This window comes from Haloferula sargassicola (assembly GCF_040362925.1).
Classification (GTDB): Bacteria; Verrucomicrobiota; Verrucomicrobiia; order Verrucomicrobiales; family Akkermansiaceae; genus Haloferula; species Haloferula sargassicola.
Window position 1 is genome coordinate 285,760 of sequence record NZ_BAABRI010000001.1, and the last position, 25,702, is coordinate 311,461.

The 25,702-nt window shown below is 66.2% G+C and carries 13 protein-coding genes and 1 tRNA gene; 9 read left to right on the top strand and 5 right to left on the bottom strand.

From position 1 onward, the window contains the following. The first annotated feature begins 47 nt into the window (after positions 1-47). Together ahcY and ABXH26_RS01215 are read left to right on the top strand one after the other, a co-directional pair. Positions 48-1,478: an adenosylhomocysteinase gene (gene ahcY / locus ABXH26_RS01210; RefSeq protein ID WP_353565197.1), complete on the top strand. Its 1,431-nt coding sequence runs from the start codon at positions 48-50 to the stop codon at positions 1,476-1,478. Positions 1,479-1,622: 144 nt separating this feature from the next. After that, positions 1,623-1,697: transfer RNA gene (locus tag ABXH26_RS01215), tRNA-Gln, on the top strand. 54 nt (positions 1,698-1,751) lie between these two features. Here the strand turns inward: ABXH26_RS01215 and ABXH26_RS01220 are convergent. Further along, positions 1,752-3,476, bottom strand: coding sequence for a hypothetical protein (locus ABXH26_RS01220; RefSeq protein WP_353565198.1), 1,725 nt, complete (start codon positions 3,474-3,476; stop codon positions 1,752-1,754). Positions 3,477-3,605: 129 nt separating this feature from the next. On the opposite strand from ABXH26_RS01220, the gene ABXH26_RS01225 reads away from it, so the two are divergent. The 5 genes from ABXH26_RS01225 to ABXH26_RS01245 are packed head-to-tail and all read left to right on the top strand — an operon-like array spanning position 3,606 to position 9,131. Next, on the top strand, positions 3,606-4,262 hold the full coding sequence (locus ABXH26_RS01225) for a GspH/FimT family pseudopilin (RefSeq protein ID WP_353565199.1): 657 nt from the start codon (positions 3,606-3,608) through the stop codon (positions 4,260-4,262). Continuing rightward, on the top strand, positions 4,259-4,750 hold the full coding sequence (locus ABXH26_RS01230; RefSeq protein ID WP_353565200.1) for a prepilin-type N-terminal cleavage/methylation domain-containing protein: 492 nt from the start codon (positions 4,259-4,261) through the stop codon (positions 4,748-4,750). Before ABXH26_RS01225 ends, ABXH26_RS01230 begins: the two co-directional genes overlap by 4 nt. Further along, on the top strand, positions 4,747-5,487 hold the full coding sequence (locus ABXH26_RS01235; protein ID WP_353565201.1) for a prepilin-type N-terminal cleavage/methylation domain-containing protein: 741 nt from the start codon (positions 4,747-4,749) through the stop codon (positions 5,485-5,487). Before ABXH26_RS01230 ends, ABXH26_RS01235 begins: the two co-directional genes overlap by 4 nt. After that, entirely contained in the window at positions 5,453-8,473 is a 3,021-nt protein-coding gene (locus ABXH26_RS01240) for a hypothetical protein (protein ID WP_353565202.1), read from the top strand. The genes ABXH26_RS01235 and ABXH26_RS01240 overlap by 35 nt, the downstream gene beginning before the upstream one ends. Further along, on the top strand, positions 8,457-9,131 hold the full coding sequence (locus ABXH26_RS01245; RefSeq protein ID WP_353565203.1) for a hypothetical protein: 675 nt from the start codon (positions 8,457-8,459) through the stop codon (positions 9,129-9,131). The genes ABXH26_RS01240 and ABXH26_RS01245 overlap by 17 nt, the downstream gene beginning before the upstream one ends. A 15-nt stretch (positions 9,132-9,146) precedes the next feature. Here ABXH26_RS01245 and ABXH26_RS01250 read toward each other — a convergent pair whose 3' ends face one another. After that, entirely contained in the window at positions 9,147-9,785 is a 639-nt protein-coding gene (locus tag ABXH26_RS01250; protein WP_353565204.1) for an NAD(P)H-dependent oxidoreductase, read from the bottom strand. Beyond that, complete coding sequence (locus ABXH26_RS01255) at positions 9,782-12,307, bottom strand: LPS-assembly protein LptD (RefSeq protein ID WP_353565205.1); 2,526 nt, start codon at positions 12,305-12,307, stop codon at positions 9,782-9,784. The genes ABXH26_RS01250 and ABXH26_RS01255 overlap by 4 nt, the downstream gene beginning before the upstream one ends. A 61-nt stretch (positions 12,308-12,368) precedes the next feature. Between ABXH26_RS01255 and ABXH26_RS01260 the strand changes: the two genes are divergently transcribed. Next, the gene (locus ABXH26_RS01260) at positions 12,369-13,283 is read left to right on the top strand and encodes a TIGR01777 family oxidoreductase (protein WP_353565206.1); all 915 of its coding nucleotides are present in this window, start codon (positions 12,369-12,371) and stop codon (positions 13,281-13,283) included. 56 nt (positions 13,284-13,339) lie between these two features. Next, positions 13,340-15,661, top strand: coding sequence for a heavy metal translocating P-type ATPase (locus ABXH26_RS01265; RefSeq protein ID WP_353565207.1), 2,322 nt, complete (start codon positions 13,340-13,342; stop codon positions 15,659-15,661). On the opposite strand, the gene ABXH26_RS01270 is transcribed toward ABXH26_RS01265, so the two are convergent. After that, positions 15,662-16,372, bottom strand: a complete 711-nt coding sequence (locus ABXH26_RS01270; RefSeq protein WP_353565208.1) for a hypothetical protein — start codon at positions 16,370-16,372, stop codon at positions 15,662-15,664. Continuing rightward, positions 16,369-25,680: a fibronectin type III domain-containing protein gene (locus tag ABXH26_RS01275; protein ID WP_353565209.1), complete on the bottom strand. Its 9,312-nt coding sequence runs from the start codon at positions 25,678-25,680 to the stop codon at positions 16,369-16,371. Before ABXH26_RS01275 ends, ABXH26_RS01270 begins: the two co-directional genes overlap by 4 nt. Positions 25,681-25,702 lie beyond the last annotated feature (22 nt).

The following is a 25,702-nucleotide window of genomic DNA, read 5'->3' on the forward strand; positions in this document are numbered from 1 at the left end:
CTGTCGTCTGTCGTCTTCAAATCTTCTATCTCAACTCTCTATCAATCATGACCACTACCGCAGAACCACCCACCCAAGACTACAAAGTCCGCGACATCGGACTGGCCGACTTTGGTCGGAAAGAAATCGAAATCGCCGAGCACGAGATGCCCGGCCTGATGGCGACCCGGGCCAAGTACGGCCCGGAAAAGCCGCTTCAGGGCGTGCGCATCATGGGCTCGCTGCACATGACCATCCAGACCGCCGTGCTCATCGAGACGCTGGTCGAACTCGGTGCCGAGGTGCGCTGGGTTTCCTGCAACATCTTCTCGACCCAGGATCACGCCGCCGCCGCGATCGCCAAGGCCGGCATTCCGGTCTTCGCCTGGAAGGGCGAGACGCTCGAGGAATACTGGTGGTGCACCTGGAAGGCGCTCCAGTTCCCTGAAGGCAACGGTCCCGAGATGATCGTCGATGACGGCGGCGACGCCACTCTGCTGCTCCACAAGGGCTACGAGATGGAAAATGGCTCCGACTGGGTCAACGGCCCCTCCGGTAGCCACGAAGAACAGGTCATCAAGGATCTCCTCAAGAAGATCGGCGCCGAGCAGCCGGGCATCTTCGCCAAGATGATCGCCGACTGGAAGGGCGTCTCGGAAGAGACCACCACCGGCGTCCACCGCCTCTATCAGATGGCCAAGGCCGGCAAGCTCCTCGTTCCAGCCATCAACGTGAACGACTCGGTGACCAAGTCGAAGTTCGACAACCTCTACGGCTGCCGCGAGTCGCTGGTCGATGGCATCAAGCGCGCCACCGACGTGATGATTTCCGGCAAGGTGGCCGTGGTCTGCGGCTACGGCGATGTCGGCAAGGGCTGTGCCCAGGCCCTGCGCGGGCAAGGGGCCCAGGTCGTGGTGACCGAGGTCGATCCGATCTGCGCGCTGCAGGCGGCGATGGAGGGTTTCCGGGTGCTGACCGTCGAGGACACGCTCGGCTGGGGCGACATCTATGTCACCACCACCGGCAACTACGACATCATCCGCCTCGAACACATGGAGAAGATGAAAGATCAGGCGATCGTGTGTAACATCGGCCACTTCGACAACGAGATCCAGGTCGACAAGCTCAACAACGCCGCCGGCGTGGTGAAGACCAACATCAAGCCGCAGGTCGACAAGTACACCTTCCCGACCGGCAACAGCCTCTACATGTTGGCCGAAGGCCGGCTGGTGAACCTCGGCTGCGCGACCGGCCACCCGAGCTTCGTGATGTCGAACAGCTTCACGAACCAGACGCTCGCCCAGATCGACCTCTGGAAGAACAAGGACACCTACAAGGCCGGTCAGGTGATGGTGCTGCCGAAGCACCTCGACGAGGAGGTCGCGCGGCTCCACCTCGAAAAGATCGGTGCCAAGCTGACCAAGCTGACCGACTCGCAGGCCGACTACATCGGGGTGCCGGTCGAAGGCCCGTTCAAGCCGGATCACTACCGCTATTGAGCGGCTGGACCTGCTGATTTCCAAAGCCCTGCCGGAGTTTCCGGCAGGGCTTTTTCGTTCCCGCAATTTTTGGGATTTTGGCTCAATTTCCCTGTTGCCAATCCCGGAATCGTTCCCTAGTTTCCCGCCCGCCGCAGGCACCGGAGCCCCTTGGTGTAATTGGTAACACAGCTGATTTTGGTTCAGTATTTCTAGGTTCGAGTCCTGGGGGGGCTGCCACTCCTTTCCTCGTCCTGCCGGCCGCCCGATATCCCCTTCAGGGAAGTCGCGGGCCTATTTGAAGAGGGAGTCGATCCCCATCGCCGACTTGCGGAGGAACTTCGGCATGTCTTGTTTGCGCCGCGGCTTGGACGCGCGGTAGGCGAGCCCCAGAAGGTTCAGGGTGAACACGTGGTCGAGCAGCCGGTAGCCCCGCTTTTTCCTCAGGAGAATGCCCGCGACCCAGCCGATCGTGCGCCGCTTGAGGTGGAAGGGCTGGAACGAGAGCTTGATGCGGTAGCGCTGGCGTTCGCTCTTCGGCCAGTTCCGCTTGTAGACGGTCTTGGCGTTTTTCAGCGCTTCCACGATCTCCTCATCGAAGGGCAGGAAATAGTAGCGCCGTGCGAGGCAGACGATCTGGCAGAAATCCCGCCAGTGTTCGAGGTCGCGGACCGGCAGGGCCGCCTCGCGGCTGAGCTGGATCATGCGGGGAAACAGGGCCAGCGCGGCCTCGCCTTCACGGAGGGAGCGTTCGGGATCCTGCACCATGTGGCGCATGATCTTGCGCACCGGGTGGTTGATGAACAGGCAGTCCCAGTAGAGGTGGAGCAGCGGGGGGATCCGCACGCGGCGGAAAAACAGCTTCTGCGAGGCGAAATCACGAACGTAGAGCAGCTCGCGGATCACCGTTTCGGCATTGCGGAGCAGCTCGATCACCGCCGGGGCGCGCTCCGGTCCGTAAAGGTCGCGCATCACCTCGTCGGTGGTTTTTTCCTCGCGGAAAATGCCGGCGATGAGCCGGGCGTTGATGCGGATCCAGGTGTCGTCGCCCGCATCGGGCAGGAAGGCGAGCCGGCGGAAGCGGTGCCAGCCGCCGGTCTGGCACCAGGTCGACACGCCGACCAGGTTCTCCGCCTGCCGGAGTTCGCGGGCGAAGCGTTCGCAATCGGTCCCGATCGGCGCGGGATACTCGCCGGCACCTTCGTATTCCCGCCGGGCCTGGAACTCGATGATCTTGGGATGCGGGATGCGGAAGAAGGCGCGGTTGAGGGGCAGGTAGCGGAAAAAATCGCTCTCGCCGTATTTCATCGAGACGATGAAGTGGGGCGAGTCGATCCCCTCAAGCGCCTGGGCCAGGGTTCGCCGGTGCCAGATGAGGTCGCCCAGGCGGTAAGCGCCCACGGTCCAGGTCCGCAGGATCAGGTCCTTGCCCCGCTCGCTGGCGATCGGGACGAGCTTGCGGAGCATGCGGTTGGTATGGCGGGCGGTGGTGAGGTGGAGCTGGGTGCGGATCGCGTCGCGCACGTCGTTGCCGTCGCTTTCGCCCACCCGCAGGATCAGGCCGCCGAGCTGCGGGAAGTCATCGAGCACGCCGCGGACGAGGTCCGCGTAGTAATCATCGAGCGCGGGCCGCCGACCCCCGAATTCGGCGGCGAGGCGGGGGGTGAGGGGCAGGATGTCGGAGGTCAGGTAGACTCCCAGACCGGCCTCGCGGATCAGGTCGAAAATCCGGGCGAATTCCTGCCGGAAAACGGCGATTTTTCCGGTGATTTCCGGCTCGTGGGATGGATGGGAGGCGAGATGGGAGAGGTCGTCGAGCGTGACGGCGGTGTAGCCGAGATCCGAGACCTCCCGGCAGAAATGACTCAGGTCCTGGCGCACGCGCGCCCAGAAGGGAGCGCGTTCCGACCCGTGGACCGGCAGGTGATGGAACGGGATTTTGGACCAATTGATCCGGGATTTCTCGTATCCTCTGAAGAAAGGCCCGATGGCGTCAATGAGTAGCAGGCGGGGCGGCATGGAAACTGCCTATGTCACTCGTGCCTGAGGGGTTTGCAAAGCCAGTGAACCTGTCGAGATCGTCACTTCCATGCGTTGGTGCGGATGGGCTTGGCGGTGGAGCGTCGGCATGATCTTCTTCGGTAACCCATGGGTATAAGCCAATTTCATGCGCCCACCGGTCCGGCCTCGCGCCGCGCGGGGCGCGTCGCAGGCTTCACGCTGATCGAAATGATCGCGGTGGTCTGCATCATGGCGACCTTGGTGGCCGTCGGAATGGGGCTGTTCCAGCGCACCGGCTCGGAGGCGGTGAAAACCGGCACGGAGAAGTTCGCGGCGATGGTCGAGCAAGCGCGGACCACGGCGATCACCCGTCGCAAGCCGGTGGCGCTCGCCTTGGTTTCGCCGGGCGAGGCCGGGCTGGGCGATGAGCAGTGCCGGCTGGGCCTTTTCGAGCTGGAGGAGTGGGAGGCGAACCAGCCGGTGACGGGAAGCCAGGTCCAGCGCTGGGAGGCCCTGCCGGGCGGCGTGGGTTTCGACAGCGGAGCTTTTGAATCGCTCTCCAATGCGGCCGAGAGCGAACGGGTGTCGCTGACCTGGAAGAACGGAGCGGAGAAGGCGGAACTGCCGATGCTGGTATTCTCCTCCCGCGGGGCCCTTCTTTCGCCCTCGGGCTCACAGCCGGTGGTGGTGATCCTCTCCTCCGGTGTCCACCAGCACGGTCGCTTCATCCCGCGCGAAGGCGGCGGGCGGCGGATCGTGCGCATCGGGAGGGTGGTCGCCAGACCATGGATTCTGGACGTATGAGATCCGCTCGTTCCACCCGTGCCCCCCGGGGTGTTTCGTTGGTCGAGGTCGTGATCGCCGTGGCGGTGTTGGCCGTGGCCATTCCGCTGTCGCTGGCCGCCATGACCAAGGCCGGCGACGTGGCGGGGGCGGCGCGGGCCGAGACGCGGGCCCCCTCGATCGCCGAGTTCGTGAAGATGGAGCTCGAGCAGGCCCGCCGGGGGACTTCCGAGATCTACGACCAGCTTCAAGCCACCGAGGAACTCACCGAGGACAAGAGCAAGCCGCTCGGCTTCGGGCGGGACGGCGCGTATGTGGCCGAGCTGGAGAAGGCCGAGTACGAGAACGGCGTGCGGCCCGCGGTGGGTCGGGACGAGGTCTATTTCGTGGCCCAGGCGACGTCGAGGCTCGAGGAGCGGGGAATGGTGGTCACCGTAAAGGTTTCGTATCCGGCGAGCCGGTCCTCGAAGGACCGGAGCGATGTGGAGTTCCATACCCTGCTGCCGTGACGAGAACCCGTGGATTCACCCTGATCGAGCTGCTGGTGGCGATGGGCATCGGCATGGTGGTGCTGCTGCTCGCGGTCACCAGTCTGGACCAGGCCGGCACCGGATATGGCCGCAGCACCGATGGGATCGCCGCCGAGCGGGAAGCCCGCGCGGTGCTGACCCAGATCGCCGAGGATCTTTCCAAGGCCGTCTACCACCGGGAGATGGTGATGGAGGAAAACGACGACGGCCTGCCCCGTGACCGACTTGGTTTCCTGGTGCTGGAGCCGGATGACGCCCAGACCGACGAGCAGCGCATCGGCGACCTCTGTGCCACGGTTTACTACGTGAAGGACCTCCAGTCCGCCGGCCGTGTCCAGCGCTGCCTGATGCGGGGTTTCCGGGGCAGCGAGGAAACCTTCCAGGCCTTGGAAAGCGGCGATGTGGCTTCGCTTTTCGCGGAAACCGCGGCGGACGAGCCGGTTTCCTTCGGCGTGCTTTCCTTCGACATCCAGCCGCTGCGTCGGTCCCCCGCGGGGGGCTGGCAGGAGTGGCCGGAGGCCTCCATGAAGGGAGCCGACGTGCCCCCGGAGGCGGTGAAAATCCGGCTGATTGTGGCCCGTCGGAGCTTGGCGGGGAAACTGAACTCGACCGAGGACTGGAATTCCAGCCCCTTGATTCCATCGCCCGATCACGTCAACGAATCCAACCAAGTGGAATCCTATGAGATCATCCAAGATTTCGCCCACGCCTCGTGACCGCACCGGCGGTTTCACGCTGGCGGCCGTGCTGGTCGTCATGGCGGCGATCCTGCTGCTCACCGTCGGCCTCCTGGCGCTGGTGGGAATCGAGCGCAAGACGGCCCGCTCCTACGTGGATGTGAAGCGCGCCGAATGGATGGCGGAATCCGGCATGGAGGACTTCCGCGTCAAGCTCCGGAACCTGACGGACAATGACGAGTATCTCGTGATTTCCCAGGAGGACGACGACCCGACCGACGCGGCCAAGGTCGAAGGGGGCAAGGACCGGCTGGAGTATCTGTACGTCGCCAGGCCGCAGGGGGGAGGGGACTCGGTCGACTACCAGGTGACGCCCTTGTTTTCCACCGCGGACATCACGGAGGACGTCACCGATCTGAAGGAACTGCAGGGGGTTTCCACGCTTCGCGACGAGGAAACGGCGGATTTTGAAACCCTACCCTGGGCCGACGAGGCGAGAGTCAACTGGGTGGAGGTCGAGAATGACGATGACGAAGTGGTGGGACGCTACGCCTACTGGGTGGAGGACCTGCAGGGCCGGGTGAACCTGGATGGGGGCGGCGATGATTGGGACACCGATGCCCTGACCCGCAACCAATGGCCCTTTCCCGCGCCCGGTGTGCCGGTGAACGTGGATGGGCCGGGTATCGAGATGAATCTCAACGTTCTCGATCCGGCGGTGGCGGATGCGGAGGAGCCGAGCGATCTCGGCGACCGGCTGGTGGACGGCCGACCGCTGATGGTTTCCCCGAAATCGACGCTGGCGGGGGCCGGGTTTTTGCCGCCGCTGGTGCGCGACGAGGTCACGGGCAGGCTATCCGATGAATCGGCCGACGCCGTGGAGCGGGGCGTGACCCCGAAGGCGATGCCGTATGAGGAACGGCCGGTGATCCCGCATGCGCCGGGCATCCAGGAGAGCATGGCAGGGAGGCCGAAGCTCAACCTGAACGAGCTGCTGGCCCAGTCGACCGACTCGGCGATCCAGGCCTTCAAGGGGCAGATCGAGGACTCGCTTCCGGAATTCGAGAAGCGGGCCGGAGGCTTTCCGGACGACTACCTCGGCACGCTCGCCGCCGGGGCTTTGGACTACGCGGATGCCGACAGCGCTCCGATCATCAAGGCGGGCGTGCGCGGGCTGGATGCCAATCCGCTGCTGAGCGAGATCTTCATGCAAATCCACTTCCGGGGCCTCAAGTTGACCGACTCCCGGAAGTCGCTGCTGTGGACGATCAAGGTCTATGCCGAGCTGTGGAACATGACCAACCAGCGGGTCACCGGGAATGCCCGGATTTCCTATGAAAACGGGTTATCCACCTCGGGCATCGGCTCGCTGCCGCAGGGACAGCGGTTCGATGATCCGAGGCTGCTCGACAATCCAGACCGGACGACCCACACGCTGACCAAGGAAGGTGGGCGCTATTGGTCGTTGCCGATTCCGATCGATCTCCAGCCGGACCAGTATGTGACCAATAATTTCGTGACCGTCGATTATGAAATCGACGTCGGCCCTCGTTACGGTCCGGGGAGTGTCTTCATCGACGAATTTACCCTGTTCGAGGAACTCGGTGCTGCCGGAATGTCACTCCGATGGAACGAGGAGGAGATTGACCGTGTGGACAAGATTATCCGCTACTCGGTAAGCGGCGAAGGGGAAAAATCGGATCTCAATTTTGAAGCCACCGTGCCGAGATATGTAACAAAAGCGGCCATCCCCGGACACAGCTACGGACAGTACAGAGATTTCGTAGACAACATGGGCGATCCACGAATCTCATACTATCTGCGAAGCCAGCGCTGGGCGTTAGGGCTGAATGCCTATCCGGGAAATGCCAGCCCCAACCGGCGGAATGTGCGTCGCTGGTCAATCTATGACAAGGACGGGCCGAACAAGTCGACGGTCTACGGGCGGGTTCTTCCTTCTGAATGGCCGGACGGCGGCCATAACTCACAAGTTGGAACTTGGAGCATCTCGGGTGATGACTCGGTCGAGCCGACCAGCGCCAAGATGATCGGCACCCTGCCTGCGTTGGAAGAAGGCACGGCGCCCCAGAGGATCTCAAACGCTGGTCGGTTCTACTCCGCCACCGAGCTGGGGCGTGTTTTCGATCCCGTCATGTGGGAGCCATCCTACGGCAAGGACAAGGCCCAGGCGACTTCGTCGCTCCTGGCCGGGAGCATCACCGAGGATCGCTGGCCTCGGGTCAATACCACCTCGACCGCCAGCTCCGAATATGGCGGGGGCACCACCCTGTGCATCGGCAATCCTGAAAACCCGGCCTTCAACAACCCCTCCCAGCATGCCGCAAGGCTGCTGGACCTGTTCCACGCCGGGAATCCGCGGGCGCAGGACAGGGATGACTACGAAGGCCCGCTGGTCACGATCGACGGGAAAATCAACATCAACACCGCCAGCCGTGACGCCCTGCGGGTGGTGGCCGCCGGTTTGCTCGGCCAGGACAAGCAGCTCTCCCGCGTGGTACGCACGAGCCACCGCGGGGCTCCCTATATGATGCCGACGGTCGGCAACATCGAGATGGGGGTTCCGACCGACCAAAAGGCCGCGGACATCGTGGCCGACGCGATCATCGATGCCCGCCCGATCACCAGCGCCTACGATCTGGCGAGGGTGGAACAAAAAGGATACAACCACCCGGACGACGCCGCCCAGGAGCAGGATGGCCACGAACTCTTCGGCAATCGCAACCTCTACGAACTCGGCCCCAAGATCGAGTGGAGCGATGCCGCCGCCGAGGAACTCTTCGCCCGCATGTATGAGTCCACGACCGTCCGCTCGCGCAATTTCCGCGTCTGGGTGGTCGGTCAGGCGCTGGCGCCGAAGGGCCGCGATTCGACTTCCAAGCCGAGGGTGCTCGCGGAGTCCAGAAAGGTGTTCACCGTCTTCGCTGATCCGGGTGAGCGGACTCCTGAGGGCGAAATCGATATCCATCAATACCGACCGACCATTGTGAATGAAAACGATTTTTAAAACACTGCTGATGCTGGCAATCGTGAGCGGAGCCCGGGTGAATGGGCAGAACGACGAGAAATACGGCTTCATCCGCCTGGTCAACGCGCTGGCCCCGGGCGAGGGCTCGACCGAGCTGCTGCTCGACGGCAACAACCTTTATCCCGACGGCTACAACCTCGGCGATGCCACCGGCGGCATGGGCGTGCCGGTGGGGACCTGCAACGTGACCATCCGCAAGGAGGGCGTCACCGAGGGCATGACCAAGGTGAAGATCGAGCAGGGTGCCACCACCACCGTCATCCCTTTCGGGGAGCGGGTTCCCGCCACCGATCAGGAGCCGGCGCACTGGGAGGTCCGGATCCTTCGCCTCAAGCAGAAGGCGGAGTCCAACAAGCGCGAGGCAACCTTCGTTTCCGTGTCCCAGAAGCCCGAGGTCTCCGTCGAAATGCGGGATCCGGCGGGTAACTGGGACAAGTATCTCGTGAAGCGCTTCGGGACCACCGTCGCCCCGATGAAGTATCCGGAAGGTTACATTCCGCTGCGGGCCGGAAAGACCGAGCTGCCCTCGATTCCGGTGATGGACGTGGGAAACTACGTGGTGGTCCTCTTCGACGGGCCGGATGGCGACCTCCAGTCGATCAGCTTCCGCGATTTCCACCACGTCACGGCGGAGTGATCGGCGAAAGGATGGTCACCTCACGCTGACCACCTCGTCCCGCGCGAAGCGGGCCTTGGGCCGGTCGCCGGTGTGGTCGCGCTCCGAGCGGTAGCCGATTGCACAGGCCACGCAGGTGGCGTAGCCGGTGCCGCCGAGTTCGAGAACCACATCGTAAGCCGCGGGATCCATGCCTTCGAGCGGGCAGGTGTCGATCCCCAGCACGGCGGCGGCGGTCATCAGCTGCCCGAGTGCGATGTAGCACTGGCGGGAGTTCCACGCGTGGCGCTCGCCCGGCGACATGCGGTCGACGAAGCCCTCGATCATGCGGGTGACTGCCGAAAGAGCGGATTTTTCCTGGCCCTGGGCGGTGGCGAGGCAGTCCATCCAGCGGTCGATGTCGTGCTGCTCCAAGTCGTTGCGGGCGGCGATGACGACCAGTTCCGAAGCCTCGGAAACCTGAGGCTGGTTCCATGACGCGGCCTTGAGTTTCCCGCGCAGCTCGGGATCGCGGACGAAAATGAATTTCCAAGGCTGCAACCCGAAGGAAGACGGGGCCAGCCGCAGCGCCTCCATGAGGGCATGCGTGGCTTCTTCGGGAAGAGGACGGTCGGGATCGAAATGCTTGGTGGCGTATCGCCAGTTCAGGGCGGAAACGAGTTCGTCAGGGGTCATTGGGCGTCGAGGCTGAAGGGCACGGAGGCCGAGGGGAAATCCTTGAGGGAGAAGGACAGGACGACGCCGTATTCGTTGTCGATGCGGTTGTCGCGGGCGGTGAAGCCGATCGCGCCGACCCAGAATCCGAAGTCGTGGTGGAGGGTGTATTGCTGCAGCTCCAGCGTGCCGTCGTCGAGTTCCCAGATCTGCGAGGCACCGACGCCCCAGGTGTCGTTGAGGCGGAGGAAGGCCTGCGCGTCGAAGCGGGTCGAGTCGGAAAGGATCGGGTGGTTGTTGAGGAAACGGTTGCCGACGGAGAACTCGAAGTTCTCGGTGGGCATGAAGCGCAGCCGGCCGGCGACCTCCGAATAACCGGAGCCGTCGTCGAACACCGGAAACTGCGTCTCGAGCTTCAGGTCGAGCCACGGCAGCGGCCGCCAGGTCACGTCGTTGTAGAGGTTCGAGAAGCGGCGGTTCAGGCCTTCCGGATCCTCGAAAAAGCCGTCCATGTAGGTGTCCAGCCACAGCCACTCGTAGCTCTGGCCGTCGCGGTGGGTGATCAGGTGGTTCCGCATCCCGAGCCGGATGATCGACCAGTCGCGGAACGAATCGAGCGCGGTGAAGCGGTTGGGAGCCAGCGTCCGCGGCCGGGTGGAAAAGGTTTCCCGGTCGATGGTGGGAAACAGGGGGTCGAGGTCGTCGGTGCTCAGGTAGGAGAAACGCGCGTAGGGCTGGAACACATGCAGCAGGCCGTCGAGCCCCCAGAACCGGTCCTGATAGCCGGTGTAGTCGCGGCTGAATTTCACCGACGCTTCCGCTCCGGCGTAGAACATGGCGCGGTCGAAGGCACCGGCCGGGCCGTTGACGGAATCGTAGTGGGTGTAGCCCGCGCCGACCTCGGGAGTGAAGTTCAGCCAACCGCCGGGCTTCATTGGCAACGACAGTTCCTGGTAGGTGTGGAAGCGCGAGAAGCCAGGATTGAGCAGCTGGGTCGTGAGCGCGGGAATCGAGGGGCTTCCCGGCGGCAGCGAGCGGATCACCTGCACCAGCTGGCGTTCGTAGATCGGCAGCCGGTCGTAGAGGGCGGGAGCCAGCGGGCTACCGGCAGGCAGGGCGAGCAGGGCGCGGGCGTCGCTCTGCGCGGCGCTGCCGATCTGTTCATCGACGATGGTGAACGAGGTATTGCCCTCGTGCAGGAGCGAGGTTCCGAAAATCGGTCGCCGGGCCTGGTCGAAGGCGATCTCCGGCAGGCGGGTGTCCGAGCGGTAGAAATCATTCGGCCGCAGCCGCGCGACCACGCTGAAAAGCGAGCTGTCGTCCTGGCGGAAGAGCCCGATGGTGTTGTCCGGGGCCGGATCGGTGAGGAAAGTCCGCGGATCGAAGTCTTCCAGGAAGTAGTTGTCACTCAGCGCGTGCAGGTTGTAGTCGGCCCGCCATTTGTCACCCCCCTCGAGGCCCATCGGGATCCGGTACTGCAGCGCCGCCTCCCAGCGGTCCTCGTTCACCGGTCCACGCGGCAGGCCGGTGCGCGAGATGGTGGGATTGAAGTCATTCGCGTAGTAAAGCGAGAGCCCGGTGAGGTTGTCGTTGTCGTCCTGACGGCGATCGACCAGATCCACCCCGGCACCGACGCCGCGGCGGCTGCGCAGGTCGAGATTCCAGCGCGAGAGCAGCCAGGCGTCCTCGTCGTCGCCCAGCATCACGCCGTAGCTGTTCAAGAGGTAGGCGCCCCAGTTCGTCCGTGCGCCTGGGACGAAATGATAGCCCAGGTCGGCATCCAGCGGCTGGGAGAAGTAAGGCAGCCAGAAAATCGGCGTCTCGCCGGCGTAGACCTTCATGTTCTTGAAGGTCACGCGATCGCCCGGATAGACCCGCGTTTCATCGGCACGCACCCAGAAGCGCGGGTTTTCCACGTCGTCCGTGGTGACCCCGGCATGCTGGCCGTAAAAGACCTGCCCGCCGTTTCCCTGCTCCATGGAAAAGCCGTCCGCTTCCAGCAACAGCGGATCGACCCCCGTGCGCAGCCCGCTCACCTCGAGCTTGCCGGACTTCATCAGGTAAACGACCTGCCGGCCGCGCTGGACGGTCTGGCCTTGGAAAATCGAGACGTCGCCGGTCAGGGTGACGGTTTGCGAGGCATCGTCCAGCTCGCCGCGGTCGGCGAAGACCTCGACGCCGGTCTCGGTCTTGAGTCTCACATTGCCGGTCACGACCGCCTTTTTCTCCGCCGTGTGCCAGACCGCGTGATTGCCGCGCAGGGTCATTCCGGTATCCGCGGTGGCCGAAAACGCGCCGCGGGATTCCACCGTCTGGGTGTCATTCTTATAGTCGAAGCCGCCGTCGAAGGTCACCGCCACCGATTTCGGCATCTCCGGCTGGACGTCGTCGGCCATCATCAGGTCCGTGTCCGTCGGCAGCGGCACCGGCGTGACGGGTCCGATCGGCGCGGCTTCCTCCGGCTCGTTGCCGTCCACTCCCGGCAGCAGTTCCTGGGCGGCGAGCGGGAGCACGGAGAGAAGCAGGGCGGCGGCGAACCTCATCGGGGCAGGATTGCAAAGACCGCCGGCCCGCAAGTAAAGGTGGAAAGCGATTGCACACTTCGTGGAGCCGAAGATGTTGGCGGAGATGGAAGGGAAACGGCTCGGAATCGTGGGTGCCAGCGGCTTCATCGGCGGCGCCCTGGCCCGCCTGGCGGCGACCCGCGGATGGCGGGTGGTCGGATTCAGCCGGCATCCCGAAAAGCCGGACTGGCCCATCGCCGAGTGGCGGAAAACCACCGACACGCCCGATGTCAGCGGCCTCGATGTCCTGGCCAACTTCGCCGGCGTTTCCATCGACAAGCGCTGGACCGAAGACCGGAAAAAGCAGTTCCGCGACAGCCGGGTGGGCGTGACCCGCTCCCTGGTCCAAGCCATCGAGACCTCGGACGACGGACCCGCCGCGCTGCTGAACGGCTCGGCCGTCGGCATTTATGGCGATCGGGGCAACGAGCCGCTCGGCGAGGACGCCGGCCGTGGCAAGGGCTTCCTGGCCGACCTGTGCGAGGAGTGGGAGCAAGCCGCCCTGGCCGCCCACGACTGCCGCGTGATCACCTGGCGCACCGGCGTGGTGCTCGGGCCGGGGGGAGCAGCGTGGAAAAAGATGCGGCTCGCGTTTTCCCTGGGCCTCGGCGGGCGTTTCGGGGATGGCCACCAGTGGATGCCGTGGATCCACATCCACGATCTCGTCGCCGGTATGCTGCACGCGATCGATCATGGCCTCGAGGGACCCGTCAACGGCACCGCGCCCGAGCCGGTGCGGAACTCGGAAATGACCGCCCGCCTGGCGTCCGCGCTGCACCGGCCTGCTTTCCTGCACGCTCCGGCATGGGCGCTGCGGCTCGGGTTGGGCGAGTTTGCCAGCGCGCTGCTCGCCAGCCAGCGCGCCCTGCCGGAGAAGCTGCTCGAGGGCGGTTACGAGTTCCGTTTCCCCACGCTGCACAGCGCGCTGGAGGACCTGACGGGCGGCGATGACTGACCGCGCCCGCCGTCGGCGTTGCGTTTCCGCGGCGATGGGCGATTCTCGGGCCCGTCATGAAGCCCGTCGAGGCCACCCAGCTCGAAGAGCATCCCGGAGTGATCGAGGTCCAGGAGCGGCCGGACCACACCTTGGTGGACGTGGCTTTCGATCCGTCCGTCCTGAGTGACGGCGAGGTCCGCGAGTTGATCCGCGAGCATGTGAGCCGTTCGCTGCCGGGACTGCAGAAATCGGTTTACCGCTTGGAAAGCCACGCCTGCGAGGCCTGCGCGCTGAAGCTGGAACGCAAGGTGGCCGGCCTGCCGGGCGTCCGCCGCGCCACCGCCACGTTCCTTGGCAAAGTGCTCTCCATCACCTTCGACCCCGCCGTGCAGGACGAGCGGACGATGGAGCAACGGCTGCGCGCCGCCGGGGCGAAGATCGGACCCATCGAGGCCCGCCCCGCCCGCCGCCCGCCGCTTTTCCAGCGCCTCCGCAGCGGCGAACTCAACGAGGAAATCACCTGCGGACTCGGGCTGGTGTTTCTCATCGTCGCCGCCGTCACGCGGCACCTCACGGGACCGGGTCCGCTCACCTGGGGTTTGTTTCTGGGCGCCTATCTTTTCGCCGGCCAGGAAGGCATCCGCTCGGCCTGGGCGTCGCTGAAGGAAAAGGAACTCGACGTCGATGTGCTCATGGTCCTCGCCGCGCTCGGCGCGGCGGCGATCGGGCAGCCCTTCGAGGGCGCGCTGCTGCTGTTCCTGTTCAGCTTTTCCAACGTCCTCCAGCGCCACGCGATGGATCGGACCACCCGCGCGATCGAGTCGCTGCTCACCCTGCGGCCCAGCGAGGCTTTGGTGAAGCGCGGGGGCGGGACGACGAAGGTGCCCGTGGAGGAACTCGAAGTCGGCGAGATCGTGGTCGTGAAACCCGGCGAGCAGATCCCGGTGGACGGCGAACTGGTCGAGGGCCGCACCAGTGTCGATGAGTCCTCGCTGACCGGTGAGTCGATGCCCGTCGGCAAGGAGCCCGGCTCGACCGTCTTCGCGGGCACGATCAATCAAACGGGCGGCATTTCCCTGAAGGTCACCAAGCGCGCCGACGACTCGACGCTCGCCCGCATGGTCAAGCTGGTGGCCGAGGCGCAGGCGGAAAAGTCCGGCACGCAGCGATTTCTCGAGACCGCCGAGAGGTGGTACGCGCTGGGCGTGATCCTGCTCACCATCGCCGTGCTGGTGGTGCCGTGGCTGCTGCATGGGGAGGCGTTCCGGCAGGCCTTCTACCGCGCGATGACCATCATGGTCGTCGCCTCGCCCTGCGCGCTGATCATCAGTACGCCGGCCACCGTACTTTCAGCCATCGGCGGCGCGGCGCGGAAGGGGATCCTCATCAAGGGCGGCTCGCACCTCGACCGCGCGGCCGCCATCGACATCGTCGCCATCGACAAGACCGGCACGCTCACCGTCGGCAAGCCTTCGGTCACCGAGGTCGTCGTCGAGGGCCGGATCGAGCCCGCGACGAGCCTCGGGGAGCCTGCCCGCGAGTTCCTCCGGCTGTGCGCGGCGCTGGAGGCGAGGTCCGAGCACCCCCTGGCGCAGGCCATCGTGGCCGCCGGCGGCACCGACCTCCCGGAGGCGGTGGATTTCCAGGCCGTGACGGGAAAAGGCGCCGAAGCCGTGGTGGGGGGACGCTCCTTCGCGGTGGGCAGCGGGCGTTTCATGGAAGAACTCGGAGCCAGTGCCGGGGCCGACTCCTCCGCGGCGGCGAGCCGGCTGCAGGACGAGGGCAAGACCTGTGTGTGGTTCGCGGAAAGGACCGCCACCGGCGTGGCGGTGCGGGCGGTGATCGCCATGGCCGATACGGTGCGCGAGGGCTCCGCGCGCTTGGTGGCGGAACTCAAGCAGCTCGGGGTGAAACGGGTGGTGATGCTGACCGGCGATCAGCAACGGGTGGCCGAGGCGATCGGTCGCGAGACCGGCGTCGATGAGGTCCGCGCCGGACTGCTGCCGGAGGACAAGCTCAAGGTCGTTCGCTTGCTCAAGGAGGAGGGCAAGGTCCTGATGGCCGGCGATGGGGTGAACGATGCGCCAGCGCTGGCCGCCTCCGACCTGGGCGTGGCGATGGGCGCGGCGGGCACCGACGTGGCCATGGAAACCGCCGACGTGGTGCTGATGGGCGACCGCGTCGAGAACCTGCCGCTGCTGCTGGATCACGCCCGCCGGGCGCGGCGGGTGTTGTTGCAGAACCTGACCTTCGCCGCCTCGGTGATCGTGGTGCTCGTGCTGGCGGCCCTCGGGTTCGCGCTGCCACTGCCGGCCGGGGTGGTGGGCCACGAGGGCAGCACGGTGCTCGTTTGCCTGAACGGGCTGCGACTGCTGCTGCTCAGGAACCGGCCCTGATCAGCGCCGCCGATGCGCCAGGGCGAGCATCGCGAACAAGGCGGTCATGCCCACCGTGCTGGCTTCGGGCACCGGCACGGCACCGATGCCGATCGTGAGGGTATCGCCCGTGCCATAGGCATAGCCGCTGGGGACGGACAAAGTCACCGAATGCGCCCCGCTGATCGAGAACAGTGCGAACTCCGAGTCGCCGGTCAGGCCCGGAGTGGTCGTCAGCTCGCTGCCGGACCAGCCGAGCGGTTGGGAAAAATCCGTCAACGAGTCCGACCAGCGGAACATGCCGATGTGAGTCACCGAGGACGCTCCACCGTCGCTGGAAATGCCGACCGGGCTGGTGGAGCTACTGGGATCCCCGTAGAGGTCGCCGACGAGGAGGTAGAGCGTGTCCGAGCCGGACCATTCGATGAGCACGTCGAAGTCGCTGGGCACTCCTCCGGGAAACACCTTGATGTCCGTCGCCGTGACGTCCGCGGTTCCGAAGGGAAGCGGGTCGACCCAGGCACCCGAAGCGAGGGTTCTCGTGGCGGGGAAGCCGGGAAAAAGCACGCCCTGCCGGATGGTCATCGCCAGCGACCCTTGGGTGGCATCCGCATCGTCGGCCAGCTCCGTAGTGGCGGCCGCCGTGCGCGGCTCCCACCAATCCAGGGTGAGTGCCTGGGCCCCCACGGGAGCCGCCAGGCAGAAAAGGACCAAGCTGGAGCGGCGGTTCATGGTGGGGGGATTTCCTCGGACTCGATCCGGTAGAAGGACCTGTCCGGCACCGGGGAGGGATAAAACTCGTAGATCGAGAAATCGACGCGCTCGGTTTCCGGTCGACCGTCGTCATCCCCCGCGGCATCCGAGCTGGCCGTCCAGTCGACCATCGGGATGGCCTGCCAGCCCGTTTCAAGCCCTCCGTTGCGGCGGGGCAGCATGCGGACCATCGATTCCGATCCGCGGCGGCGATGGATGCGCAGGTCCACCCGGCCGAAGCTGCCGGTGCGCTCGTAGCCGGTGATTTCCACCTGCGGCCGGTCGCGGCGATTCGGATCGGTCAGGAAAGCCATCTCGTGGAGGTTGGTCACGTGGTCGCCGTCCGGATCGGCATTTCGCTCGACGAGCGGCAGGTCGCCGGGGTCGGAGAAGTCACTTCCGAACTCGTCGATCGCCCAATCCCAATAGACGTTGTTTTCCTCGATGCGGATGTCGATGAAGCCACCGGTGGTGGCCCCGTTCGAGACAGCGGACACCGGCACGCGGTAGGTGCCGGGGGCGATGCCCGAGGTGTCCCAGGTGAAAGTGCCCGATCCATCACCCGCATCCGCGAAACCGGCGGCCGGGAAGGCTCCAAGCCGGGCTTGGAGGGTGATCGGGTCGTCGTCGGAATCGGAGGCGAACAGTTCCAGCGAGAAGGTCCGGCCCTGGGTCCACAGGGCGATCGGAATCTGCGAGAATTCCGGTGCGCGGTCCGGCGCGGGCGTCAGTTCGACGACCAGCGTGGTGGCAACCGAGGCGGCCGGAGTTCCGGAGTCGGTCACGATCACCTCCGCGGTCAGCGTTTGTCCGCCGAGTGAACGGTGGGTGGTCCAGACGATCACCCCGGTGGCGGGATCGATGGTCATCCCGGAGGGGGCGTCGGGACCGAGCGACCAAGCAAGCGACTGTGCCGGCGAGTCGGCATCGGTCGCGGCCGCATCGACGATCAACACACCACCGGCCTCGAGCGATTGGGGGGGGATCGCGGCGAGGACCGGCGGCGTGTTGTCGGGGAGGATGTGCACCATGAATGAAGCACTCGAAGAAGCGGGGGGATGCCCGGAATCCGCCACCGTGACGGTCACCGGGATGTCGCGGCTGCCATCGCCTTCAGCGGTGACGTAACTCAGCCGGCCGCTGGCGGCATCGATGGTCAGGCTGGGTGCCGGGCTCTGGACGGAGAAACGCAGGCCGGAGCCCGGGCCATCGGGATCCGAGGCGGAAACGCGGAGCTGCAAGGGGCGGCCCTCGACCACGGAAGGATCGGCGATGGGCGCGATCACCGGGGCCTGGTTGGCGGTGTTGAGCACCAGGGCGGCATCCGGAGCGGAGGGCGCGGGCTCGACGTTGCCCGCGCGGTCGGTGGCGATACTATAAAAGCCGTAGTGGGTGCCGTCGGTCCCCGGGAAGAGAGCCGAAGTGCGCCGGGTGGCGGGCAGCCACAACGAAGGCGGTGCTCCGTTTTCCGAAACCCAGATGTCGTAGAAGGCGATGCCGGTGCCGGTGTCCGTGCCGGACCAGTTGAGCGCGATCTCGCTGCCCAATGCTCCGGGGAGGATGCGCAGGGCGCTTTCGGGCGGGGAGGTGTCGGCATCATCGACCGCCACAAATCCCAGCGTGTAGAGGCCGGTGGAGTCGTGGTCCACGAGGTGGAGGATGTTTTCGCGCAGCGGCCGCTGGCCGAGCCCGACGAAGGTGCGGTCGGAGAGCCAGACGTTTTCATCGACCGGGATCGTCAGTCCGTCCGAGCGGACCACCGACTGGAGCTTGTAGCGGCCGTTCCCCGGGTCGGCGATCCGCAGGTAGGTCCAGCCGGTCTGCGGGGGGATGGAAAGGGTGAGCGTCGGCAGGTTGCCGGCGACGGTGGCGGCTTCGAGCAGGGCCACGCTTTCCACGCTGCCATCGCTGAGGTGGATCGTGTCCGGGAAGTCGTCGAGGTCGGGCACGTCATTGGTCAGAAAGTCCGGCCGTCCGTCGAACAGGTCGTCGAGCGCCTGGACCTTGCGGATCATCTCGTGGATCTCGACATTCTTGATCAGGGAAATACGGGGGTCACCGTAGCCGTCGACGTGCTCGAAGCTGGCCTGATAGTCGATGAAGAGGCCTTGCAGCGAGGACTCCATGGCCCACACGGCGGTCTTCGAGCTGCCGGCCGCGATGTCGCCGAACTGCGCGCTCAGGGTCGGGTCCGCGGGCAGGTCATCGACCTGGGTGGAGAGGATGTTGAAGTCGATCAGCAGGCCCTTCTCGTTCTCCACGATCTCCGGCTGGGCGGAGGTGATGGAAAGGTTGCGCGCCGCACCCGCACCCGAGTTGGTGACCTGAACGGCGAGGTAATAGGGAACGGCGGGCTCGACCGGGTCGGTGTGCGGATCGTCGCTGATCACATCGCGCTGGTGGAAATACTTCAGCGACAGCGCGGCATCCGGGCTGACCGTGATCGGCGTGGCGCTGACCGGCACGCTGATCGGCAGGCCGTCCTGCACGTAGCGGATGGTGCCGCCGATCAGGTAAACGGTGTCGTCGACCGGCGCGGCGGTATCGCGCGGGATCAGCGTCCAGCGCGCGCTGCCCGAGCTGCCCGCGGCCACGGAGCCGGAGCCATCGATGGCATCGATGCCGTCCAGCCGGGTGACGCGGACGTTGAAATGATCGCCCGCCGGCTGGCCGAAGAGATCGCGCACGTCGAGGTCGAAACCGACGTCGGTCAGTGGCGCGTCGTCGTTGTTGGCGAGTTCGAGCGTGGCGTTGAAGGCGGTGCGGGTGGTGACGGCTTCCTGCGAGATCTTCACCTTCACCCGCGCGCAAACCCCGTCGGCGTTTTCCGGCAGCATCGGCTCGATCTCGGGGAGCCCGATCAGGCGCGCGTTCGCCTCGACCACATCGGAGAAATCGACCGGTTCCGCGCCGGCGTCGTCGAGGTATCCGGGATCGGAGGGATCATCGCCCGTGTCCTTCGTTTCCCGGCGGGTCAGCCTGGACTTGGCGCCCGGGCCTCCGGTGCAGATCTTTTCGTCGATGAGGGTCGGCAGCGGGATGCTGATGCCGAGCGAGGCGCTGGTGTCGCCGCTCTCCGCCTTGACTTCGCCGGAGATCGAGCCTCCGACCTTGGCCGACGCGCAGGCCTGCAGCGAGCCGCCGCCGTTGGCGCACCATTTTCCGGTGACCGAGGCGGCAAGCGTGATGCCGTAGCTGGCGGAAACCTCGCCGCTGTAGGTGGTGCCGCTCGGCAGGTAGATGGCGGACACGTTGGCGGCCGCCTTGGGGCCGGCGAAGATCGAGCCGCTCAGCGAACCGGTCACGCACACGTCGCCGTCCTTCAGGCATTCCTTTTCCCGGCCGACCCGGATGCTGCCCTTGACGGTGCCGGTGACGCCGATGCTGGGCCCGTCGATCGACAGGCTGGTGAGCTGCCAGGTGCCGGTGGTGGTGGTCACCCCGGAAAGCGAGGGTGCCGACAGGCCGTAGAAAAGCTCCACGGTCACGTCGATGCCGGCATCGCCGGTCACGTAGACGTCATACTGGCCGTCCACGCAGCACACGCAGAGCTTGCCGGTGCCGTTGAGGGAAAAGTCGACCTTCTTGATCTGCACGCCCGCCGGCAGCACCGAGGCGAGCTTGGAGGTGAACTTCGACACCACGCCCGGCACCGAGATCCCGGCGCTGGCCTCAACGCAGCGCTCCGAGCCGAGAAAGGGCGGGCAGTCGCAGAACGACTTGCTGGAGAACGAGACCGCCTTCGCGAAAATACTGCCGCCCGGGCCGGCCGCTCCGACCGGGTGGACGGCCCCGCCGCCGCACTGGCCCTGCACGCCGCTGACCGCGACCGGGGTGCCTTTTTCCACGCCGTGGGGACCGCACTTGTAGGTGTAGCGGTAGCCGCCGCCGATGGTGCATGGCACGCTGGTCGATCTCGGCGACTTCTTCGCGAGGGTCTGGATGCCGCCGCCGCCGTCGAACACGCCGATCCGGGTGACCGTGACCGGCACCACCACCGCGGTCTTGGCTGCCAGCGTGCCGATGTCCTCGATCAACGGCGTGATCCGGTAGAACGGATGGCTGCCGAAGGTGAAGCTGCCGCTGTCGGCGTTGATCAGGCCGTGATTCTCGATGATGAAATTGACGACCTTCGACTGGCCGAGCGTCTCCAGATCGGAAACGTCGAGCTTGTTCGGGGTCACCGTGACCACCGGCGCGGGAACGTTCGTCTCGAAGGTGGTCTCGACCTCGATCTTGTAGCGGTCCTGCAGCTCGGTTTCCTCGACCGTCCACGTGTAGGTCACCGACTGGCGGGTCAGGAAAACCTGCTCGCGGGTGGTGAGGTCGGCCGCGACATACACGTTCTGCTGCACGTCCTGGTGATCGTCCGCGGAAACATCCAGCGTGTACCAACCCTCCGTGAGCCCGCTGAAGGTCGCGAGGCCGTCCGCCCCGGTGTCCGCGGTCGCGATTTCCTCGGAAGTGATGGCGTCCCGCAGCACCACCGATGCGCCCGCGAGATGCGGCAGGCCCGCGCCCCAGAAGGAGAATTCATCCACCACATCGATTTCCAGGTCGCCGGTGAGGTCGGAGACGGTCCGGAAGGCGAAGGGGATGGTGATCGCGCTGCCGTTTTCCGGGGTGGCCGCCAGCGAGCCCTCGAACACGGTCAAAGCCGTATCGTCCGGTGGCGCGAGCTGCAGGGTGACGGTCCGCGTGCCGCCCGGCGGGATCGAGGGCAGCGGCGTGGCGGTGGCCACCGAGAGGAAAGCGATGCCCGGCGGCAGGGCGATCTCGACCGGTCCGGAGTCGATCCCGCCGGCATTGCGCAGCGTGAACTCCGGGAAAGCCTGGCCGCCGCGAATCACCGACGCCCGGACCGGCCGCGGCTGGACGACCAGATCGGCGGTCAGCGCCCGGATCTCGAGGGTGAGGTCGAACACGAAGGTGACGCCCTCGTCGCTGGTCACCGTCACCCGCACATCCTCGGTGCCGGAGAAGCCGGGATCGGCCTCGGCCGCGACCAGCAGGCCGATCGAGCCGCCGCCGGGCAGCGAGCTCGAGGAAGGTACGGCGCTCACCGTAACGCCCGCCGGCACGTCGCTGATGTGGATGGCCAGGTTGCTCAGATCGGTGCCGGACGGGTTGCTGAGCGTGGCGGTGAAAGAACGGCTGGCACCCGAGTCGAAGCCGAGCGGATCGGTCGGGATGCCCTCGGCCTCGATGGCCAGGATTTCAAAGCTGTCCTGCACCTCGAAGCCGCTCGCGCCCGGGTGGGTGGCTCCGATTTCCACCACTCCGCCCTCGTTCGGGGCCGGGTTCCAGGTCGCGGCGAAGGTCCCGTCGGCGCGGGTCATGGCGGAGATGACGCGCGTCACGCCGCCGTTCCGCAGGTGGATCCGCACCTCCACGAAGGCCGCCGGGCCGCCGGTCCTCAGCGTGGCGCTGCCATTGAGACCGATGAGCTGGTTGGCCGGCGCCACGGTCTCCGCCGCGGAAACGACCGCGCTGTAGGCGGCGACGATCTCCGTAGGTCCCGGGGCAGGGGTCACGTTGTTGTTTTCGAAGAACTCTCCCACCGACCGCGGCGCGTCGGCCTCGATCAGGAAATACAAGCTGCCCACGTCGCGCGGCGCTCGCAGGCTGAGCGTGCGAACGATGTTCTCACCCGCCGCGAGGGTGAGGTTCACGCTGTCCTGTTGGAGGAGCGTGTCGGTGGCGTCCAGGAAGGGATCCGACGACAGGTAGATGCGCTGGACCAGCGGCGTCACGGCGTCCGTCGCGCCCGTGTTGGCCAGCGTGTAGGTGAGCGGGAAGGTCGACTCGGTCTCGATCTCCGCCGGGGCGGAAACGGAGGTGACCACGAGGTCGGGAAGCGGCTCGTCGTTGACGGTCAGGCTCAGTTGGCCGGGCGCGAAACCCCCGGCCGTGGCGGTGACCAAGGCCTCGGCGGCCGGCAGGTCGAGCCCGTCGTCGGGAGCCGTGATGGAAATGATCGCGTCGCTCTCGTTGGCAGGAATCACCACCGTGGCGGGCACGGCGATGCGGCTCGGCAAGGTGGACTCGAGGCTCACCGCCAGCGGCGAGGAAAGGTCCGCCGCCGAGCGCTGGACCACGGCCTCGCGGGACCCACCCTCGATCAGCCAGGCCGGCTCGGCGAGCAGCGTGAGCACCGGGCCTTCATCGTCCCCGACCTCCAGAGTCACCGCGTTGCTGGTCGCCGCCACGGTCGATCCGAAGCGCAGCGAAGCCTGGATTTCCGGGAACCGGGAGCCATCGACCGTGTCGTTGTCGATGGCGGCGATGGGGAAGGAAACGGAGTAGGAATTGGCGGGGAAACTGACTGCCGGCGGGATCGAGATCGTGTCCGGCAGGCTGTTGGAAAGCGCCAGGGAGAGGGCGGATGGCGTGACCCGGTCGCGGGTGAGGGTGGCCATCGCCGCCGCATCGCCGGCGGTTTCGAGGGTGGCGGAGCGGTCGAGCGTGAGTGTCAGGTTCGGGATGTCGTCATCGACGATCGTGACCGGGGTGGAATCCGTGACCGCCTCGGGCGCGGTGGCGGTGAGGAGAAGGGTCAGCGGCGCTTCCGGGACGTCGTCCTGAACGGCGCGGACCGTCAACGGAGCCGAGAGTTCCCCGGCGGGAATGATCACCGGAGGGCCGGGGGAGAGCTGGCCGGGGTTCGAGCTGGCCAGCGTGACTTCCAGGTCGTCGGCGCGGGCCTGCCCGATCGCCACGCTGCCGCTCAGGCTGTCGCCCTCGACGACCGTGTCCCCGAGCGTGAGGGAAAGCACCGGCTGCGGCGCGAGCACGACCTCCACTTCCCGCGCCGAGTGGGCACCGGAGGCCGTGAAGACCTCGACGCGCAGGATTCGCCCGCCCGCGGGCAGCAGCGAGAGCGGCAGCGTCGCGTGGAGGCCGTTGCCCGGCGTGTTGTCGGTGGAGAGGACGGTGAATGAAGGCTCGCCCGGTGCCTTGTGCGAGAAATCGGCGTGGTCGATGCCCTCCACGTCCAGCGCCGTCACCTGAAGGTCCGAGCTTTCCCGGATCAGCCGCGAGCCGGTCGCCAGCTCGACGCCATCCGCCGTGAAGCGGGTGATTCGCGGCGGGAAACGGAATGCCTGCGAGGCCTCCGCGGGCCAGTAGGCGGCGTCGCCATCCTGGATCGCCGTCACGGTGACCTGACCGCCCTGTGAGGCGACCAGGGTGTTTCCCTCCACGGCGACCACCGGCGAGGGCCCGGCCTCGAAGCGCACCGGCAGGCCGCTTGAGGCGGTGGCCGCCAGCACAAGCTCGTAGCCGGCCGGTGTGAGTGTCGGGAAGTCGATCGTCTGCGCGAGCTTGCTGGCTTGTACGGAGGTCACCGTAGGTGAGAAGGCGTCCAGCACGTTCACCGTGGCCACGGCGAAATGCTTGCCGTTCAGGCTGCTCAAGGTTCCCGGCGTGGCCGAGGCGCCATACCAGATCGAGACCGGCGTCAGCGCCGAGACGTCGGAGATCGGCGAGTCGGCCACGTAGAGCGCGTAGTATTTCACCAGCGCCCCCGGCTGGACCGGCGACCACAGGACCACCAGATCGGGTCCGTCGGCGGTGAGGAACAGGTCGTCCGGATTCGGCAGCAGCGTCGCACCCTGGATCGAGGTGCCGGAGCTTTCGTTGCCGAAGACATCGACGGTGGCGATGCGGAACGGATAGCCGTGGCCGGGCTCGAGGCCGGTCGCCTCATAGATGGTGGTGGAAAGGGGAAGCTCGACGGGCGTGCCACTGGATCCGAAGTAGATGCGGTAGCCCTGAAGGAAAGCCCCCGCGTCCGGCGGGGCCTCCCACGAGAACGTGAGCGAGTCGGCTCCGCTGGCCGCGGCGAGGTTCACCGCTTCGCCCACGCCGGAGATCGATGCCTGGGCGGAGTAGGAGCGCACGGTGGGGTCGAAGTTTCCCGCGCCATCCACCGCCACCACGGCGAAATGCCGGATCGCCCCTCCGGGCAATCCGCCGAGGGTCACGCGCTGGTCGCCGGCGGGGAAATGGGCGAAGGGCGTGAGGCCGGTGACGTCGTCAAAATAGACGTTGCCCACGTAGACGTCGTAGCCCGTGACGTCGAGCTGTGCGGTCTCGTTATAAGTCGTGAAGTCGAGCACCACCGCGCCGAATTCGGTCGTCGAGGTTTCCACGAAAAACCCGGAGCCCAGCCCGGTGACGGGCGCCGGCGCGATCGAGTCGAACACCAGCAGCGCCGCTTCACGGGAAACCACGACGCGGTAGGGGTCGGGCGGTTCCTCGCCGATGAAGACGGTGACCTCCCGGGAAATCGCTTCCGGCGAGACCACGTAGGCGGCGGCGTATTCGACCGCGTCGATCGAGCCGCCGGCGGCATCGACCGGCACCACTGCGAAAAAGTGGTCGGTGCTGCCTGCCAGACCGTCGAGCGTGATGCCGGTCGTGCCCCCCCGCGCGGTCGCGAAGGGCGTGAGGCCACTGACATCGCCGATCGGTCCGGTATCGGATAGATAAACCTCGAAGCGGTCGATCGGGGCGTGGAGCCATTGGTTGTAGCCCGACCAATCGAGCGTGGCAGTGCTGCCTGTCGGCGAAACGCTGACCGCGAGCGAGTCGATGGCCGGCGGTGGCGTGGACGGGACCACGGCGAGATCGATTTCCCGGGAAACGACGCTCCGGTAGGGGTCGGCCGGTTCTTTTCCGACAAACAGCGAGACCTCGCGGGAAAGGCTTTCCGGCGAAATCACATAGGCGGCGGAGTAGGAGGCGGCGGACTCGAAGTGTCCGAGCGAATCGACCGCCACGATGGCGATGAAGTGGTCGGTGAACTCGGTGAGGCCGTCCAGCGTGGCGGTGGTGGTTTCGCCATCGACCACCAGCAGCGGCGTCAGTCCGGAAACGTCGGTGATCGGACCCGAATCGGAGAGGTAGATGCGGAAGGCGCCGATGTCGTGATACCGCCAGGGATTGTAGGCGGTCCAGTCGAGCGACACCGATCCGCCGGTGGGCGAGACCGTCACCCCCACGTCATCGACCGCGGGCGGCACCGCGTCGTCGCCCACCGCCACGGCCAGCTCGCGCGAGATCGCCTGGTGTTGGTCGGCCCCGCGCTCGACGTGGATCGAGACCTCGCGGGATACAATCTGCCGGCCGACGGTGCCCGACGCGACGGCGATGGACGTTTCCCGCGAAACCACCTCCCGCAACAGCAGCTCCTGCCCGCCGACCACGGCGATGCCGGCCGCGGCGATGAGCGACGGAAGCCATCCGAGGGGGGCGTGACCCCGGCTCAGGGCGGAAGGTTTCATGGCGAAGCCGTGGACGGGCTGG